General features: G+C 62.8%; 7 protein-coding genes and 1 riboswitch. All 7 genes read right to left on the bottom strand.

Annotation, left to right across the window (positions count from 1 at the left end):
* Positions 1-7: 7 nt before the first annotated feature.
* The 7 genes from BM154_RS18225 to BM154_RS18190 all read right to left on the bottom strand — a co-directional run bounded on the left by BM154_RS18225 (position 8) and on the right by BM154_RS18190 (position 17,445).
* On the bottom strand, positions 8-10,369 hold the full coding sequence (locus BM154_RS18225; protein WP_074887420.1) for a two-partner secretion domain-containing protein: 10,362 nt from the start codon (positions 10,367-10,369) through the stop codon (positions 8-10).
* 34 nt (positions 10,370-10,403) lie between these two features.
* Positions 10,404-12,128, bottom strand: coding sequence for a ShlB/FhaC/HecB family hemolysin secretion/activation protein (locus tag BM154_RS18220; protein WP_083414607.1), 1,725 nt, complete (start codon positions 12,126-12,128; stop codon positions 10,404-10,406).
* 337 nt (positions 12,129-12,465) lie between these two features.
* Positions 12,466-13,032: a manganese efflux pump MntP gene (mntP, locus tag BM154_RS18210; RefSeq protein WP_074887415.1), complete on the bottom strand. Its 567-nt coding sequence runs from the start codon at positions 13,030-13,032 to the stop codon at positions 12,466-12,468.
* 4 nt (positions 13,033-13,036) lie between these two features.
* Positions 13,037-13,203: riboswitch (yybP-ykoY riboswitch) on the bottom strand.
* Positions 13,204-13,397: 194 nt separating this feature from the next.
* The gene (locus tag BM154_RS18205) at positions 13,398-14,354 is read right to left on the bottom strand and encodes a 2-hydroxyacid dehydrogenase (protein ID WP_074887412.1); all 957 of its coding nucleotides are present in this window, start codon (positions 14,352-14,354) and stop codon (positions 13,398-13,400) included.
* A gap of 48 nt (positions 14,355-14,402) precedes the next feature.
* Positions 14,403-15,167 (bottom strand): SDR family oxidoreductase, encoded by a 765-nt coding sequence (locus tag BM154_RS18200; protein WP_074887408.1) that lies wholly within the window; start codon positions 15,165-15,167, stop codon positions 14,403-14,405.
* Positions 15,168-15,301: 134 nt separating this feature from the next.
* Complete coding sequence (locus BM154_RS18195; protein WP_074887405.1) at positions 15,302-15,997, bottom strand: fumarylacetoacetate hydrolase family protein; 696 nt, start codon at positions 15,995-15,997, stop codon at positions 15,302-15,304.
* Positions 15,998-16,098: 101 nt separating this feature from the next.
* On the bottom strand, positions 16,099-17,445 hold the full coding sequence (locus BM154_RS18190; protein ID WP_074887401.1) for an MFS transporter: 1,347 nt from the start codon (positions 17,443-17,445) through the stop codon (positions 16,099-16,101).
* Positions 17,446-17,726: the final 281 nt, after the last annotated feature.

Genomic DNA, 17,726 nt, shown 5'->3' with positions numbered 1-17,726 from the left:
ATTTCACCTATTGAGGCCACCTGAAGACTTTTGCGTCAACCTTGCCTTTGTCTAATGACTCCAAAATTCTGTTCTTCATAGCTCCCTCTGGCATTTGGACAACTGCAGCCCTGGCTTCAGCAGTCCAACTTTTTAACTTTGACTCGGGAATAGATGATGGGTAAGAGCCACCTGGGCCACGATACTTTGAATCCCAAAGAACGACTCTGCCACTTTTGGGGTCGAAGGTAACAAAGTCCACGCCTGGAGCTGTAACCTTTCCAGGAGCCTTTATAGGGACGTGACCACTATCTAGAGCATTCTTCCAGCCATGAGCCTCACCAAGGGCTCCATTAATATGGCGTATATTCCCCCCGGATATCTGCTGAACACTACTCGCATTATCGACACTTTCTTTTGCCCCGCCGCCACTTGGGTTACCAGCCGTCCGGCCTGGCCCGAACAGACTTGCCATCGCCAATAGGGTTTCATTGGACAAGCCTGCCGGCGTCTGCGCCAAGATATCCCGGACGCTCTCGAACTCGCGCGAGGGTGAGTACTTGGTATAGCCCTCGATATCGTTTCTAATCAGCTCGTCATGCAATGACCGCCACTGGGCATTGTCTTTGTATGGCCCATAGCTTTCAAGTGCTGCAAAAGCCTCCGCTCTGCGCACTTTGCAGCCAGCACTCTCCAAAGCGCCTCTACAGGCAAATTTCAGCTCTTGATCACGCAGTTTGTCCAGGCGATTGAGCTCATCACGTCGAGCACACGCTTGTTTGTCCCCAGCCTTACAAGCCTGGTGTTTTTCCAAACGTTCTTGAGCTTCAGCATGGTTCAGGTAGTTGTAGCTGGTAGCACTCCCCGCCACCGCCGCCCCCACCTGCAAGCTCTGCGCATTCCCACCCTGCAAGCCTGCGGTTAGTACGCCTACCAGCTGCGAATTCATGATCAGCAGCGCTTTTCTGTCTTCGATGCCCATTTTCTGGTACTGGGCATCGAGCTCAGCAACCAGCAGTTCGTTCACACCAGCCGCCAACGCCCCTGTCTTGAAATCACCGCCTAAGGCCTCAGCGGCGAGACCGCCCATTACGGCATGCAGGCCGGCCTTGGCCAGCGTGCCATCTTTCAGCTCCAGTTTGGCGCCCGGCCGGGTGATATCACCCACCCAGTTGAAACCTGCAGCCATAAAGGTATTGGCCAACGTCATCTGCAGCGCATCGCCGAGGCTGCCTTCCTGCCCCAACGCTTTGTTCAACACTGCCGATGTACTGTTTTGTAGCGCTTGATTCGTTGCGAATTGGCCGACGCCCGACCACGAGGAAAGTCCGCCTGCCGGTACAACCGCACCACTGTTCGCTAAGGCTCCGGTATTGCTAGTCGCGGTGCCTGCCGTATTGGCGCCCGTCTCGGTACTGGTCCATTTGTCATAGAGCCCGGCTGTCAGCCCCGCCGTTATGCCACCAACGGCATAACCTTTCAGGGCCTGTTCGGACGTCACGTCCTTGAGGACTGCTCCCAAATTTCCCCGGTTATTGATTGCGCTGGTGGTGGCACCGCTGGCCGCTCCAGTGGCTACTGCCGTCAAAGCCGCGTTGGCCCAACCCGCTGCAACCGTTGAGCCCGCTGTGGCACCAGCGGCCACAGCAGACGCCGTGGCCGTGCCTGATGCAGCCATTGCAGTCCCTGAGCCAGCGGCGGCAGTCGCGCCGCCTAAAGAGCCAATACCCTGACTGAGCAGGGGACCTGCAAAATACGCCACAACAATCGCGATCACTATCTGCGCCCCAACTCCCAACCCGGAGCTGCTGTACTTGAAGGAGTCGTGCACTTCCTTCACGCGGCGCCAATCCACGTCACCTCGGGCTTCGGCTTCTTTCAGCCAGGCCAGGTTGGGATCGGCCCTGACCATGGCCTCGATGGTCTGGTTGACCGACTGCTGGTTGACCTGTTTGATGTCGATCTTCAGGCCATCGACTGCCTGGATCACCAGCTCGCCCTGGGCAATCAGCTCGCTTTGACGCAAGGTCTCGTCGGTCTTGCCCTTACCTTTGCTCGACTGCCAGGCCAGGCTGCTCTTGCTCTTCTCGCGGCTTTCCTGCTCGAGGTCTTTGACGCCCTCGAAGGTGATATCCCCGCCACTGACCAGGGTCAGGTCGTTACCGCTTTCCAGATGCGCACGCTGGTAGAGCTGATCGCCTTCGCTGACCAGGATCAGGTCTCCACCCGTGGTGATCTCGCTGCCAACATTAGTGACCTGGGTACTCTCGTTGCGCTTGAAGCTCTTGCGCCCGAAGCTGCCCTTTTTCTTCTTCTGATAGAGCGAGTAGTCGTAGTCTTCGGCGCTGAGCAGGGCCAGGTTCTCACCAGCAACCAGGTAGGCTTCGTCGCCGGCCTGCAGCTTGCTAGCCGAAACCACCAGGTTGCTCTCGGCATTGACGGCGATATCGCCGCCCGCGACGATCTCGCTGGACTGCTGGCGAACCTGATCGCGCTGGTTAATGACCCTCTTGCTCTTGGAAAGGAAGTGGCTTTCGTTGGCAGCGGAGGCGATCAAGGCATCATTGCCTGCCACCAAGGCGACATCACGCCCCGCCTCCAGACGGCTGGCGATCACGCCCAGGTCACGCCCGGCGCTGATATCCAGATCGCGCCCGGCGCTGACCTGGGCGCCCACCTGGGCCACCCGCTCGTTGAGGTAATGACGACCGCGAGCCTGGCTGACACGCTCTTCCACCGAACTGATGTTGACGTCACGCCCGGCCTCGATGGTCAGGTCGCCCCGGCTGTCCAGCACACCGCCCAGGTTGCTGAAGTCGCGTCCTGCTATAAGGCTCAGATCGTTAGCGGCTTCGATGCGCGCGGCGCTGTCGACGAAGTCCTGGATCGTGCGGTTATTGCCGTGGCTGGTTTGGTGGCGTGTCACGCTGCGTTCGTTGACTACATCTCCCGTCAGCGCGATCAGGCTGACATCGCGCCCGGCAATGATGCCGCCCTGGGCATTGCGGATGCTGTCGGTCGCCAGCAGTTGCAGGCGCTTGCCCGCCTCGACCAAGCCGCTGTTGCGGATGTTGCCGGCGGTGGCCGTGAGGTTGTTGCTGGCACGTAGGGTGCCCTGGTTGGCCAGCTCACCACCGCTGATCAGCGTAACGTCATTACCTTGAATCAGTGCTCCATTGGCCGCCAGACGGCCTTCAGCCTGCGCCAAGTAAAGTACCGGCACCAGTACCTTCTCACCCGCGACCTCGTGCTCTTCGAGCCAGACGATGTCGTGAGTCAGCGCCGCCACCTGTTGGGCGCTCAAGGTCACGCCCAGGCTCAGGTTCAGTCGTTCCTTGCTCCCAACAGCGTTATCCATCAGATAACGGAACATCGCTTCGTCGCTGGTTAGTCCGGCGAGATAACGCTGGCCCGTGCGTGCCACGATGGCTTCGCGCACCAGGCGTTGTTCATAGAGACCATCGCCCAGGCGCTTTTGCGCGTGGTCGGGGTTATAGCCCAGCTTGCCCAGCAGATAGTCGGAGTTGACGAATTGCTTGAGCTCGGTGAGCGCCGGGTTGGTTTCGATCAGATACTTGTGACGTGCAGGCGGTGCGGCATGACCTGGCAGGCTCTGGATACCTACAACCTGAGGTAAATCGACGTTCGGTAGACTCACCGCCGCCTGGTCATCTTGCAGACTCCAGGCACTCACGGCGGCCACAGGGGCCTGCGAGGCCTGATCTATATTGACGCTCACCGAGCTCAAGCTGCCAGCTTCGTTCTGCCCTGCGCCTACACCTTGTATGGAACTAGCACGCCCAGATAGCGCTGTTTGATGGTTCAGACGGAACAGGCCGTTCTCGCCCTGCGGCAGGGTGAAGCCGGGGAGTGTCAGGGGGTTGACTTGTTGCTGTTGCAGGTTTGGAGGGAGCTGTGAGTTAAGGGATACAACAGTGGTCTTCCCAGTGCCGATGACACGGGTATCAAGAGCTTGGCTACGGCCGGCCACGAAATCGAAACTCTCACGAGTCACCCCATTATCGAGCTTCTTGCTTGCACTAATATTAACGTTCCCCCCGGCCTGGATCACTGCATTGGCAGCGACACCCGAGCTAGTATTCGTTTCAGTAGCAGAAACGACTGAATAGGAACTGAATCTTGCAGGTAAAGGATATGCAACGCTCGGATTGTAATCAGGATTTAGCCTATTAGTTTTTTGCTCCCCCCTAGCAACAGTAGCAGGAATAACATATCTATCGTCATACCATTCATCTGTATACTTATACAGATAGAGAGAATTATATTTCGCATACTCAGCTATCGCACCACCAGGATTAACCATACTCCAAAATATATGATTTCTCTCCGAGTCCACTGGATTCCGGAGTTGAGTACGGCGAACTACGCTAGAAGTCGAAGCTCCTGTATTGGTGAAACTTGCAACCGAGACAGCTATATTTCCTGCAGCAGACACTTGACTGTAGTTATTTTCAAAGTCAACCCCAGATACAGCCAAGTTGCCGCCAGAGATGAGATTGGCGGCAGGGGAATCAGACTCCACAGTGCGCTCGAGCTTTTCCTCTATATAATAATAAAAGTCATAGTGCCGTCCTTTACAATCCAAACAGTGATAGGTGATATCTCCTGACACTAATCTTTCGGTGACTTTGAAGGCATCTTTACGGTTCACCACCCGCGAAGCAAACAGGCGCATATCGCCCAAACTCTCAATAGTGCCCGATATATTCTCCAAAATCGCCGACTGAGCATTGGCATCATTGCGACTGACGCTCAAATCACCCAAACCATAAACATCCCCATACTTATTAGTGAAGTTATCCACCCGCAGCGCCATATCGTCGCCACTGAAGATCAGCCCCCTCTCGTTAAGCAGGTTGGGCGCCACGAGCCGCAGCGTCTCGCTGCTGCCCAAAGTGCCGTAGTTGTTCAGAGTAGCGGCGCTGACGGTCAGCCCACCGGCCGAGGTCAGTCTCCCGCGGTTGGTCAGGGTGCCCGTGCTGCTAATGGTGCTCACCCCGCCGCCACTGATGCGGGCGGCGCTCGCCAGGTCGAGGCTGGCGGCTTTCATGTTCAGCTCGCCGAGGCTGGTCACCTGCCCGGTACCGCTGTAGGCACCGCTCAGGTTCAAGCTGAAGCTGCCGTCGCTGGCCAGTAGGCCGTCGTTGATCCAGGTGCCGCCGCTGCCGCTCAGCGACTGGCTGGCCAGCAACTGGCCCGTGGCGGTCTGGGTGAAGGTGCCGATATTCAGCACCAGGTGCCCGGCTTGCAGAACGCCAGTGTTGGTCCAGCTATCGGCGCTCAGGCTGAGCAGACCGTTGGTGCTGAGGTCGCCCCCGGCGCCCATGACCTGGGCGGCGCTGAGGCCGAAGTTGCCGGTGCCGACATGCAGGATGCTGCCGCCGCTGCTCTGCAGGCTGGCGGCGTCGAGCACGAGGTTGGTATTGGCGGTTTCGATGCGGCCCTGGCGGTTGTCCAGGCTGCTGGCGGTGATACGGGTGTCGCCACCGCTGCCCAGCGCACGCAGGCGGCCGTTGCGGTTATCCAGGCCAGTGCTGGCCAGGCTCAGGCTGCTGGTGCTTTCGAGGATGCCGTAAGCATTGTTCAGCGCCCCCGACAGGCCGAAGTCGATGCGCCCGGCCGCCACCTTGCCACCCTCCCCGGAGGCAGCGCCCTGGTTGTTGAAGTCCCCGGCGATAACGCTGAGCAACTGGTGGGCATACAGGCCACCGCCCTGGTTGTTGAAGGTGGCGCGGCCCAGGTTGATCGAGCTGCTGCCGGTCACGGCGGAGAGGTGCCCGCCGCGGTTGTTCAGGCCATGGGCCTCGACGCTCAGCGTCTGCGCCTGGGTGGTGCCGCCGTCGTTGTCGAACAGCCCGGCGCTGACCAGCTTGAGCCAGCCGGTCAGGCTGCTGAGCACGCCGCCACGGTTGTCGACGCTGGTGGAACGCTGCAGGTCGAGATTGCCGGAACGGCTCTGGGTGTGTCCGTTCTGGTTACCCAGCTTGCCATCCAGGGTGAGCAGCAGGTCCCCCTGGCTGCTCAGGCTGCCAGCGGTGTTGTCGAGGCCTTGTGCGCGGATGCTGATGGCTCCGAGCTGGCTGTGGATCAGGCCGCCGCTTGCATTGTTCAGGGCGCCGGTGAGCAGCAGGTTCAGACCATTGTGTGCAGCGACGGTGCCACCCACGTTATTCAGGCTGCTGGCAGTCAGGTCGAGCAGGTTCTGGCTGATCAGGCTGCCGCTCTGGTTGTCGACAGCCTGGGCCTTGAGCACCAGCGGGCCGGCACTGGCCAGCTTGCCCTGCTGGCCATTGAGCAGTTCGCCCGTAAGGGTGAGGCCGAGCGCCGCGCCACTGGTGAACTGGCCGGCGCGGTTGTCCAGGCTGGCCGCGTTCAGGCTGGCTGCTTTGCCACTGCCGATCTGCCCGGCGTTGTTGTTCACCGCCCCGGCATTGGCCGTCAGGGTGCCTTGGCTGTCGATCAGGCCGTGGCCGCTGTTGTCGAGCGCGCCGCTCAGGCGCAGGTCGAAATCGCCGCCGCTGGAGACGATGCCCTTGGCGCTGTTGTCCAGGCTGCTGGCCTCGATTTCGAGCGCTGCCGTGCTGACCAGGGCGCCTTCATCGCTGTTGTTCAGCACGCGCTGGTTGCCGTCGAGCTTGACACTCAGCGCGCCGTCACGGCTGGAGACGGTGCCGCGCGCGCTGTTGTCCAGGCTGCCAGCGGCGATATCCACGCCCTGCCAACCGGAGATCAGCCCGCCTGCGGCATTGCGCACATCACCAGTGCCCACATCGAGAGCGAGCTTACCGGCGCTGATGATGCGGCCCTGCTCGTCATTGTCGATGGCACTGGCGCGCAGCAGGTAACCCTGGGTGCTGGAGACTTCTCCGCCGTCGCGGTTATCCAGCTTGCCCAGCGCCTGCAGGCTCAGCGGGCCGTTGGCCGTGAGCAGACCTCCCCGGTTGTCTAGGTCGCCGCCCTTGAGGTCGATGCGCACGCCCGCTTCGCCGATCAGCCGGCCCTGGCGCTGGATCAGTTGGCTGACGGTCAGGCGCAGGTCTTTCTTGGCCGAAAGCTCGCCTCCGCTGTTACCGAGGCCGCGGCTGGAGTCCAGGCGGCTGGCCGTCAGGTCGAGGGTAGCGGCACTGGTGATCAGGCCGTTGTCGCGGTTGTCGACCGCGCTGGCCGTCATGTTGAGGGCCTGGCGGCTGCTGATGACGCCGCCACGGTTGTCGAGATCGCCGGACTCAAGTTCGAGCCCCGCCTGGCTGAGCAGGCTGCCACTCTGGTTGTTCAGAGCACCCGTCGTCACCTGCAGGTCGGCACCGCTGGCCAGCAGGCCGGCGTTGGCGTTGTCCAACGCGGCCGCATCAACGGTCAACGCCTGGGCCGCCGAAAGGGTGCCCTGGTCGTGGTTGGCCAGCTTGCCGGTAAGCTTGACCTGCATATCGCCCTTGCTGGCCAGCACCCCGGCGGCAGAGTTGTCCAGGCTGGCCGCCGTCACCGCCAGGCTGCCGGCCGAGAGCACGCCCTTGAGGCTGTTCTTCAGCATCTGGGTGATCTGCAGTTGCAGCGCCTGGGCGCTGATCACCCGGCCCGCGCTGTTGTCCAGCTCGCGGGCCTTGAGCAGAAAGCCCTGGCGGCTGGAGATTTCACCGCCGGCGCTGTTGTCGACCTTGCCAAGGTTCTTCAACAGCAAGGCCTCCGGCGTGGCGATCAGGCCTTGGCCGCTGTTATCGAGGTCACCATCCTGCAAGTCGAGGGTCAGCGCGCTTTCGCTGACCAGCTCGCCACCCGCGTGCTGATCCAGCGCCGTGGCGCTGACCTGCACAGTGCCCTTGGCGGCGATCCGCCCATGGTCGTGGTTGTTGAGCTGGGTGGCATTCAGTGAAAGGTCGCCAGCGGCGGTGATCCCACCCTCGCCGTGATTATCGAGCTGCCCAGTTTCAATGCTCAGCGTCTGCCCGCTACTGATGCTACCGGCATTGCTATTGTTCAGGCTGCTGTTGCGGATGCTCAGTTGGCCATCGCTGACCACCCTGCCCCCCTGGTTGTCCAGGTTGCCGCCCGTAATGCCCAGTGCGGCCCCACTGGAAAGCAGACCAGCCGCCTGGTTATCGATGCTACCGGCTTCGATCTGCAGGCCATTGGCCGCGAGCATTCGGCCCTGACTCTGGTTGTTCAAGGCCCCCTCGAGCTGCACGCCAATCGTTCGCTGACTCGTCAGGGTGCCGCCAGCGCTGTTGTCCAGGCTGCCACCGCGCACAATCAGGCCATCACGCCCGGCGAGCACACCCTTGGCATTATTCAGCAAGCGCTGAACGTACAGCTCCAGCCCTTGATCAGCGACGATCAGACCAGCACCGCTGTTATCCAGCACGGCAGCGGGTTGCCCGCTATCGGCCTGGACTCGAACCACCGCCAGGCCGGGTGTGGAAATTTCCCCGACCGTGTTGAGCAGGGCTTCGCCAGCGACGATCTGCAAGGCTTCAGTAGCGGCAATCAAGCCACCCTGACGGTTGTCCAAACGCGTGCCTTCGAGGGTTAGCCGGCCCTGGCTCAACAACTCGCCGCCATTCGCCTGCTCAAGGTGACCGATCTTCGCATCGAGATTGCCTTTTGCGCTCACCTGCCCTTGATTACGGTTGTCCAGGCTGGCCAGTTCAATACTCACGTTACCCTTGCCACTGAGCGTGCCGCCTTGGTTGTCCAGGCTGCCCTGGTGCAGACTGAGCGCGCCGTCAGCCTGAATCCTGCCACCTCGGTTGTCTGTCGCTGCCTCGTTCAGGCTGAGGCTGGCGCGGCTCGATAGCAGACCATCACCGCTATTGTCGACGGAGGCCGCACGAATACGCTGTGAGCCTTGGCTGACCAGCGTTCCTTGGCCGTGGTTATCGAGGTGACCACTCAGCGTGACGCTCAGGCTCCCCTGGCTGGCCAGGGTTCCTTTACCGCTGTTGTCCAAGTCGCCTGCCGCAACCTCCAGACGCTCTTGCGCAAACAACGTCCCCTGCCGATTGGCGAGCACACCGCCAGCCGCTACGGCGATGTCCACTTGCTTGGCCGCTATCTGCCCACTGCGATTGTCCACGTCCCCCGCCACCACACTCAAAGCAGCATCGCTGCGTACCTGGCCCTGACGGTTATCCAGCTGCGCTGCATCGATTCGGGTGAGCGTCTTGGCGCTGAGCGTGCCGCCCTGATTGTCCAGGCGCTGACTGGCCTTGACCTCCAGTTGGCGACTGCCGATCAGGCTGCCGGTATTGCGTATCTGCTGCGCCTCGATGCGCAGATCCGCCGCCGTGCGGCTGTTGTCGGCCTTGACGCCAGCCTCGACCAGCCCCTGGTTGACCACCTGCTCCGCCTCGAGCCGAATATCGCCCGCTGCGGCCAGGCTCTGCTGCACCTGGAGCGAACCCTGTGCGCCGAGCCTGGCCTGGCCGGCAGCGTAGGTCTTACCGGTCAGCGCCACCTCACCCGCCTCGATGGCCAGGTCGCCAGCGGTCGAGGCCTGAGCCAGGCTCAGCTTGCCACTGGCATCGATCTGAATATCCCCGGCGCTGGCCGCCATATCACCGGCCAGTTTCACACCCACGCCAGCCTCGGTGCCCACCAGGCGGATCGCGCCGGCGTACATGCCACCCAGTGCCGAGCTGTCGATGGCCAGTTGCGGTTGCAGGGAGCCGTCATCGGCCTTGGCAGTGGCCTCCAATGTGGCCACATCGACCTCGTTACGGCCGGCGATAACGTTCAGGCGCTTGGCGTGGATCTCGGCGTTGATCTGCGCGCTGCGGGTGATCAGATCGAACTGGTCGACGTTGCTGGCATTGAGGCCAGCGCCTTCGATGGCGATGTCGCCGCCATTGACGTCGAAGCCCTGCAGGCGACCGTTGTTGACCACCGGCGCACCGGTGCTCAGAGTCGCCCGCGGGGTGTTGATAAAGCCGCAGCCGTCGCAGGTGATCCCGTGGGGGTTGGCGACGATCACGTGCGCTGCCTGCCCGGCCACTTCCGTGTAGCCCTTGAGCTGGCTGCCGTTGCTGCCGGTCACTTCGTTGAGAATGACCCCTGCCGCACGCCCCTGCAGGTTGGGGTTGCCAATGATGATGCCGCCCTGCTGGGTACTCTGCAGCCGCTCGGTGACGTTGTTGAGGATCAGCCCCTGCTGGCCGACGTTGTAGTCGGTGAACTTGTTGTGCGACAGGCCGCTGCCATTGGGCGTGGCGATATTGACGATGGGCACGCCATTGCCGGCCTGGTCGAGGCTGGTATTGCCGCCGGCCTGGGCGTCAACCGTCAATTGCGCCGCGGTGGCGACGATGGGGTTGAGGAACATGACGCCGGCAACGATCAGGGCGATGTTCTGGAAAAACGGGCTGCGAACGTCCATGTCAGGGTGCTCCAGGGTGTAAACGAATCGGAAATCAGAAGAACAGGTCGAGGCGGAAATACACCGGGCGCTCGCGCTTGGTGATCACGTCGGGGCGTTCCAGGGAATGGGCGAAGGTCACGCTGGCGGCCAGGTGTTCGCCGCGGGCGCTGAGCTCCAGGGCATGACCGCTCAGGCGGCCACTGGCGCCGGTGTTGTGGTTGTCGTGGCTGATCACGCCGACGTCATAGGCCAGGGCGGCGCCGTACTGCTGCACGAAGGGTTGCAGCGGCGCCCAGGTGACCGGCCGGGTCCAGCGCAGCTGGTTGCGCCAGTAGCCGCCACTGTCCCCGGACAGGTTCTGGTCCTTGAAGGCGCGCACCGAGTTGAGCCCACCGATGCTGATGCGCTGGGAGCTGAACAGCGGGTCTTCGCTCTTCTGGCCGGTGGCCAGGCTGTCGAAACTGAAGCGCTCGCCCCACAGGCTGAAGGGCTGCAGATAGCTCAGGGTCAGGCTGTATTTGTTGTAGCGCGCCACTGGCTGGTCACCACGGGGCTCGCCATTGCCCTGGGCATCGAAGGCGCCGATGCCGCGCTGCCAACCGATATCGGCGTTGACGAACGCGCTGCCGATGCGCCGGCCATGGTTGAAGCCCAGCTGCCATTCACTGAGGCGGTTGCTCGACGGGTCGATGCGGTTACCGAGGATGAAGTTGTTGGTGCGCACATGGCTGACGCCAGTGTTGAAGGCGGTCTTGCTGACGCTGTCGCGGTGCAGCACGCGCTCGGCGCGCAGGGCATGTTGCTGGCTGTCGCCATCGGTCTCGAAGGGAAAGCCGTTGCTCTGCCCCAGGGTGCGGTAGTAGCTCTGGCTGTAGCTGTAGTCCACGCGCCACCAGCCGTAGGGAATGCTGTAGGACAGGCTCTGGGCGTGGGAATGGCGGAAGCTGTCACTGACCGCATCACGGCTGGCGCGCAGGCTCAGCTGATCGGCCAGGCCCAGCGGGCTGTCCCAGGTCAGGCCCAGGCCCCACTGCTGTTCGCCGGTGCTGCGCTGGCCATCGTTGTGGCGGTTGATATTGGCGTGCCAAGGCTTGCTGCGCTCGCCCTTGAGGCCCACCCGGCTGCCGCCCACCTGCTGACCGGGCACCAGTTCGAGCTGCGCCGGGCGCGACGGCAGGCGGTTGAGGTTGTCGACCAGCTGCTCCAGCTCACGCAGGTTGAGGATTTCGCCGGTCTCGCCGGGGAAACTCATGGCCAGTTCGCGATCACTGGCCAGGGCAGAGCTGTCGAGGCCTTCGAGGCGCCCTTCGACCACAGTGATTTTCAGGGTACGGGCCGACAGATCCTGCTGCGGCAGGTAGGCGCGGGTGGTCACGTAACCACGGTCGACGTAGTGGTTGGTGATCGCCTTGAGCAGTTCGTTGAGCTGGCTGACGCCCAGGCAGTTGTCGGCGAACGGGGCGAGAATGGTGCTGCGATCAGCCTCGGACAGCAGGCTCGCGCCGCTGATCTCGATCTGTTCGATGGCGAAACAGCGCTCGTCCTCGGGTGCCGGCGGTGCCGTCGGCTCGGCGCGCTTGCCCGGCAGCTGCTGCAGTTCCTGCAGGCGCTGTTGCTGCTCGTCGAGCAGACGCTCCTGACGGTCGCGGATCAGGTCTTGAGTCAGCGGCGACGGCAGGTTGGTGGGCAGGTTGGGCGGTGGCGTCTGGGCCGACACGGCCAGCGACCAGCTGGACAGGCAAAGGCATACCGCCGCAGGTCCATTGCGGAAGAACATAGGGGTCGTCCCTGAGAAAGAATGTCATTTGAGCCGTGATTAAAACATATGGCACTTGGCCATCAAAGCCTCAGCAGCGGAACCGAATCACAGTTTCAAACACTCACCGCTGCTGTCCGCTTTGCGTGATCGCAACCAACCAGCCGCGCTGGACCACTACACGCTGGGGTGAGCACCTTTTCTGTTCCGCGGCTTCAAGCAATTGCGCGACGCCGTGGAATATGGCCAGGACCTGTTGCCGCGCATTCGCGCTCGGGTCGAGCAGCAGGACAACGCCCGCAAGATCCATAACGCCTGAGGCCCTCAGGGCCATACCCGCACCGGCGGGCATGGGCACTTACAGGGTGTGCTCGTAAAGAATCGCCGCGCCGACGCCGATCAATACCAGGCCGCCGAGAATTTCCGCCTTGCGGCCGATGGCGGTGCCGATCAGGCGGCCGAGCATCACGCCGATGGTGACCATGGTCATGGTTGCCAGGCCGATGGCCAGCGCGGCGAACCAGATGTTCACGTCGACGAACGCCAGGCCGACGCCGACGGCCAGCGCGTCGATGCTGGTGGCGAACGCCGTGGCGGCCAGCAGCCAGAAGGAATGGGACTTGGGTTTGTCTTCTTCGCCATCGTCGCCTTCGGGCTGCAGGCCGGCGTAGATCATGTGGCCACCGAGCAGTAGCAACAGGGTGAAGGCGATCCAGTGATCCCACTCCTCCACGTACCCCGCCGCGGCCTGGCCGATGAACCAGCCGACCACCGGGGTGATGGCTTCGATCACGCCAAAGATCAGGCCGGTGCGCAGTGCATCGAGAAACCTGGGTTTATGCAGCGAGGCACCCTTGCCGACAGCGGCAGCAAAGGCATCGGTGGACATGGCGAAGGCCAGGAAGACAAGAGAAAGGAAACTCACGGTTACGTCTCGGTCGGGCTATGAGTCAATGACGGATACACGCGCCCGACCTTAGGCACGTATCTGTCATTGGTCTCACCAACCGAAAGGTGTTCGTACCACGGCTGCTGCCGAGAATGTTGATACGAACGCTGCCGGGCGACCCCGGAAGCAGGCTACTCCCCAAAGAGGCCCGCACTTTACTTAAAAGCGCCGCGCGAAAAAACCATTTTTTCTGCCGGGAAATCGGCCGCCAGGACAGACACCGCTCGATATCCCGGTGCGCGGACAGGTGCACGCGGCCGACTGGCCAGGTCGCCGAAGGAGAATAAAACAGGGGCCGCACGGCCCCAAAGGGCGGCTCGGCGAGCCGCCATCCGCAAGAGTCAGCCGGTGACGCTGCCGTTTGGCTTGCGTCCGGCGAACACGTCGACCAGGCTGGCGACGACCATCTGCCCCATGCGCGTGCGCGTCTGTACCGTGGCGCTGGCGCGGTGCGGCTGCAGCACCACCTGCTCGAGTTCGAACAACTCGCCTGGTACCTGGGGCTCATCGGCGAACACGTCCAGCCCGGCCCCGGCGATCTGCCCGCTCTGCAGCGCAGCCACCAGGGCGGGCTGGTCGACCAGCTTGCCGCGGGCGATATTGATCAGGTAGCTGTCACGGCCCAGGGCATGCAGCACCTCGGCATTGACGATGGCCTCGCCCTTGTCTGCTGCCGCCGCCAGGATCAACGCATCGCTGCCATTGGCCAGGCTCGGCAGATCGGCCACGAAGGTGTGTGGCACGTCGTTCATCGGCTGTAGATCGGTGTAGCTGATCGGGCAACCGAAGGCCGCGGCACGGGCGGCTACCGCACGCCCTACCCGGCCCATGCCGACGATACCGATGCGCATGCCGGAAAACTGCCGTGCCAGCGGCAACGGTACCAGCGGCGTGGCGCTTTTCGCCCATTGACCGCTGCGCACGTAGCGATCACCGGTGCTGATGCCGCGGCACAGGTCGATCAGCAGGCCGATGGCCAGGTCGGCGACGTCTTCCGTCAGCGCGCCGATGGTGGCGGTGACCTGGATGCCGCGGTCACGGGCATACGCCAGATCGATCGCATCGGTACCCACGCCGTTGACCGCCACCACTTCGAGCTTCGGCAACTGCGCCATCACCGCCTGGCTGATGCCGGTGTGCCCGCCGGTGATCACCCCGCGGATATTGGCGCCGTGCTGCGCCAGGTAGGCGGCCTTGTCGGCCTGTTCGTAATAACGGCGAATGGTGAACAGCTCGTCGAGCTGGTCGCGGATCTCGGGGATCAGGATGGGGCTGAGCTGCAGGACTTCTGGTTTCATGGGTACCTCGATTGTTGTCTTGGGCAGGTCGCGTCGACGAACTGCCTATCAGCCACGCCCGACAAAGGGCATGTTGGTGGCCATCACGGTCATGTTCAGCACGTTGGCCGAGAGCGGCAGCGCGGCGATGTAGCGCACCGCGTCGGCGACGTGGCTGACGTCGACCATCGGCTCGACGGCGATCTCGCCATTGGCCTGGCGCACGCCCTTGGTCATGCGTACCGACAGCTCGGTCAGGGCGTTGCCTATGTCGATCTGGCTGCAGGCGATGCCGAACTCGCGGCCGTCGAGCGCCAGGGACTTGGTCAGCCCCAACACTGCGTGCTTGCTGGTGGTGTAGGCGCTGCTGTAGGGCCGCGGCGTGTGCGCCGAGATCGAACCGTTGTTGATGATCCGCCCGCCCTGGGGCGACTGCTTGCGCATCAGCCGGAACGCGCCGCGCGCGCAGAGGAAAACGCCATTGAGGTTGGTGTCGATGACGTTGCGCCACTGTTCGACATCCAGCTCGTCCAGCGTCACGGCTGGCGTGTTGACGCCGGCGTTGTTGAAGATCACGTCAAGCCGCCCATAGACCTCCTCGACGCTGGCGAACAGGGCATCGACGCTGGCCGGATCACGGACATCGGTCGGTACCGCGATGGCGTCCTGACCGCGGTTGCGGGCAGCCTCGACCATCGCCAGCAGCGGCTCGGGCCGCCGCCCGGCCAGCACCAGGGAAAAGCCGTCCGCCATCAGCGCTTCAGCCACGGCCTTGCCGATGCCGCTGCCGGCGCCAGTGACCAGAGCCACCTTGTTCAGGGATTGTTGGGACATACGTGGGTCTCCTCAGTGAACGGTTCACGGCCTGTCGTCATGCCGATACGAAATGATGAGAACTCATGTGGGAACGGGCGATGCCGGCTATTTCACGCGCAAGCGCGCTCCCACAGGTAAAGGTTGAGCAAACTCTAAGGACGACTGCCCACGCGCATTTCCAGCTCGGCCACGCCCTCGATACCGGCATTGATCACATCACCCGGGTTCAAGGCGGCGACGCCGTGGGGAGTGCCGGTCATGATCAGGTCACCGGCGCGCAGCGGCACCAGGCGCGACAGCAGGCTGATCACCTCGCGGACCGAAAAGATCTGCGCCTGCAGCGTACTGCGCTGGCGTTCCTGGCCATTGACGCTCAGCCACACCGCGCCCTGCTCCGGGTGCCCGACCTGGGTGACCGGTACCACGGCGCTGATCGGCGCAGCGCCTTCGAACACCTTGGCCATTTCCCAGGCCATGCCGGCGCTCTTCACGCGCATCTGGATGTCGCGGCGGGTCAGGTCGAGGCCCGCGGCGTAGCCCCACACATGCTGCAGGGCATCGGCCTGATCGATGGCGGCACCGGCCTTGCCGATCGCCACCACCAATTCGATCTCATGGCAGAACTCGTCCGTCATCGGTGGGTAGATCACTTCGCCCACCGCCTCGACCACGGCGCTGGCCGGCTTCATGAAAAATACCGGTGCATCGGGTTTTACGTCACTGGCGCCTGGCCACGGGTAGTTGCGCCCCACGCAGAACACGCGACCCACTGGAAAGCGCTCAGCGCTGCCGGCGACCGGCAGGCTCACCTGGGGTTCAGGGGTAAACACATAGGAAGTGCAAGTCATTGTTGTTGGATTCCTGTCTGGAGCGCTCAGCCTAAATCCGGCTGAGCGCGAGAAGTTGGACGAAAGCCGCTTCGTCTTGGAGAAAACCGGCCAATTGCCGCTCAGCGCGCCTGCAACTGGATGCGATACAGCCGGCCCAGCAGCAGCGAGTAAGACAGCGTGCCCATCAGCGCCACGCCGCCGATGAACCAGAAGGCCATGGCGAACGAGCCGGTGGCCTGCACGATGGCGCCGATCACGATTGGCGTGACGATGCCGCCGATGTTGGCCGCCAGGCTGGTGACGCCGCCGGTCAAGCCGATCAGCTCCTTGGGCGCGACTTCCGAGACCGCCGCCCAGGAGGACGAGGCGATGCCCTGGGCAAAGAACGCCAGGGTGAGGATGGCGATGCACAGCACGTTGGAGTCGGTGAAGTTGACCAGCACGATCGACATGCCGAGCATCGAGCCCACCACCAGCGGCAGCTTGCGGGCGAAGGACAACGAGTAGCCGCGGCGGATCAGCAGGTCGGAGACGATGCCCGCCAGCAGGATGCCCACCGTGGCACCAATGAACGGCATGACCGCGAAGATGCCGACCTTGATGATGGTCAGGTTGCGCTCCTCGATCAGGTAGGTCGGGAACCAGGTCAGGAAGAAGTACAGCGCCGAGGTACTGGCGAACTTGCCGATGCAGATCGCCCACACCTGGCGGTAGCGGAACAGCTCGGCGACCTGCCGCCAGTTGAACTTGGTGCGCTGCTGGCTGCTCTTGGCCAGGGCGCCGCCCTCCTCGATGTACTGCAGCTCCTCCTTGCTGACCTTCTTGCAGTTCATCGGGTCGCGGTACAGGTACAGCCAGATCACCCCGAAGACGATGCCTGCCGCGCCAGTGGTGTAGAAGATGTGCCGCCAGTCGTAGGTGGTCGCCAGCCACAGCAGCGCGCCGGTGAACAACGCGGTGCCCAGGTACTGGCCACACACGTAGATGCTGCTGGCCATGCCGCGCTCGCGAGCCGGGAACCACACCGTCACCGCCCGGCTATTGGCAGGAAAGGCCGGCGCCTCCATGGCGCCAACTGCCAGACGCAGGCCGAACAGCGCACCGAAGCTGCTGACCAGGCCCTGGCAGACGGTGACCGCTGACCAGCTGATCAGCGACACGCCATAGGTGAGCCGCGAGCCGAAGCGGTCGGCGACGAAACCTGCCGGCACCAGCGCCAGGGCATAGGTCCAGGCGAACGCCGAGAAGATCAGGCCCATCTGGATCTTGTCCAGGCCAAGGTCCTCGGCCATGAACGGCGCGGCAATGGAGATGTTCACCCGGTCGACGTAGTTGATGATGGTCGCAATCAGCAGCAGTGACAGCATGAACCAGCGTCGCCGCGTCGGCAGGCGGCGCGGTACGACGGCTTCAGTGGCGCTGGCGTGCTCGACAGGCACGGCCTGGGAAGTGGGAGTGCTCGACATGGGTGACCTCTTGTAATTGGAATATCGAGTTTTTCGGGCGAACACGTCCCGCGCCCTCGGCAACCGGGGTGGACGTGATCATGAAGGTTGGGGACTAGAAGCCGCTGTAGCGCAGCGTCAGCTCGCGCGCTCGGGGCACGACGTCAGACATGGAGGCGAATGGGCGCTTGGCCGTGAAACGGGACGGGTGATCATCGAGCTGCACCTGTGCTTGTTTTTGGATGGAATCTCGCTGTGCATGCCTCACAAAGTGATCGTACAACCAATGTAAATCAATAGAA

Origin of the sequence: Phytopseudomonas argentinensis (assembly GCF_900113905.1) — a bacterium.
Classification (GTDB): domain Bacteria; phylum Pseudomonadota; class Gammaproteobacteria; order Pseudomonadales; family Pseudomonadaceae; genus Aquipseudomonas; species Aquipseudomonas argentinensis.
This window is presented reverse-complemented; position numbering and strand designations above follow the sequence as displayed.

Excerpts from the sequence above, each read along its gene's own strand:
- BM154_RS18190 (WP_074887401.1), bottom strand. The coding sequence starts at position 17,445 with ATGTCGAGCACTCCCACTTCCCAGGCCGTGCCTGTCGAGCACGCCAGC.
- BM154_RS18225 (WP_074887420.1), bottom strand. The coding sequence starts at position 10,369 with ATGGACGTTCGCAGCCCGTTTTTCCAGAACATCGCCCTGATCGTTGCC.
- BM154_RS18220 (WP_083414607.1), bottom strand. The coding sequence starts at position 12,128 with ATGTTCTTCCGCAATGGACCTGCGGCGGTATGCCTTTGCCTGTCCAGC.
- BM154_RS18200 (WP_074887408.1), bottom strand. The coding sequence starts at position 15,167 with ATGTCCCAACAATCCCTGAACAAGGTGGCTCTGGTCACTGGCGCCGGC.
- BM154_RS18205 (WP_074887412.1), bottom strand. The coding sequence starts at position 14,354 with ATGAAACCAGAAGTCCTGCAGCTCAGCCCCATCCTGATCCCCGAGATC.
- BM154_RS18195 (WP_074887405.1), bottom strand. The coding sequence starts at position 15,997 with ATGACTTGCACTTCCTATGTGTTTACCCCTGAACCCCAGGTGAGCCTG.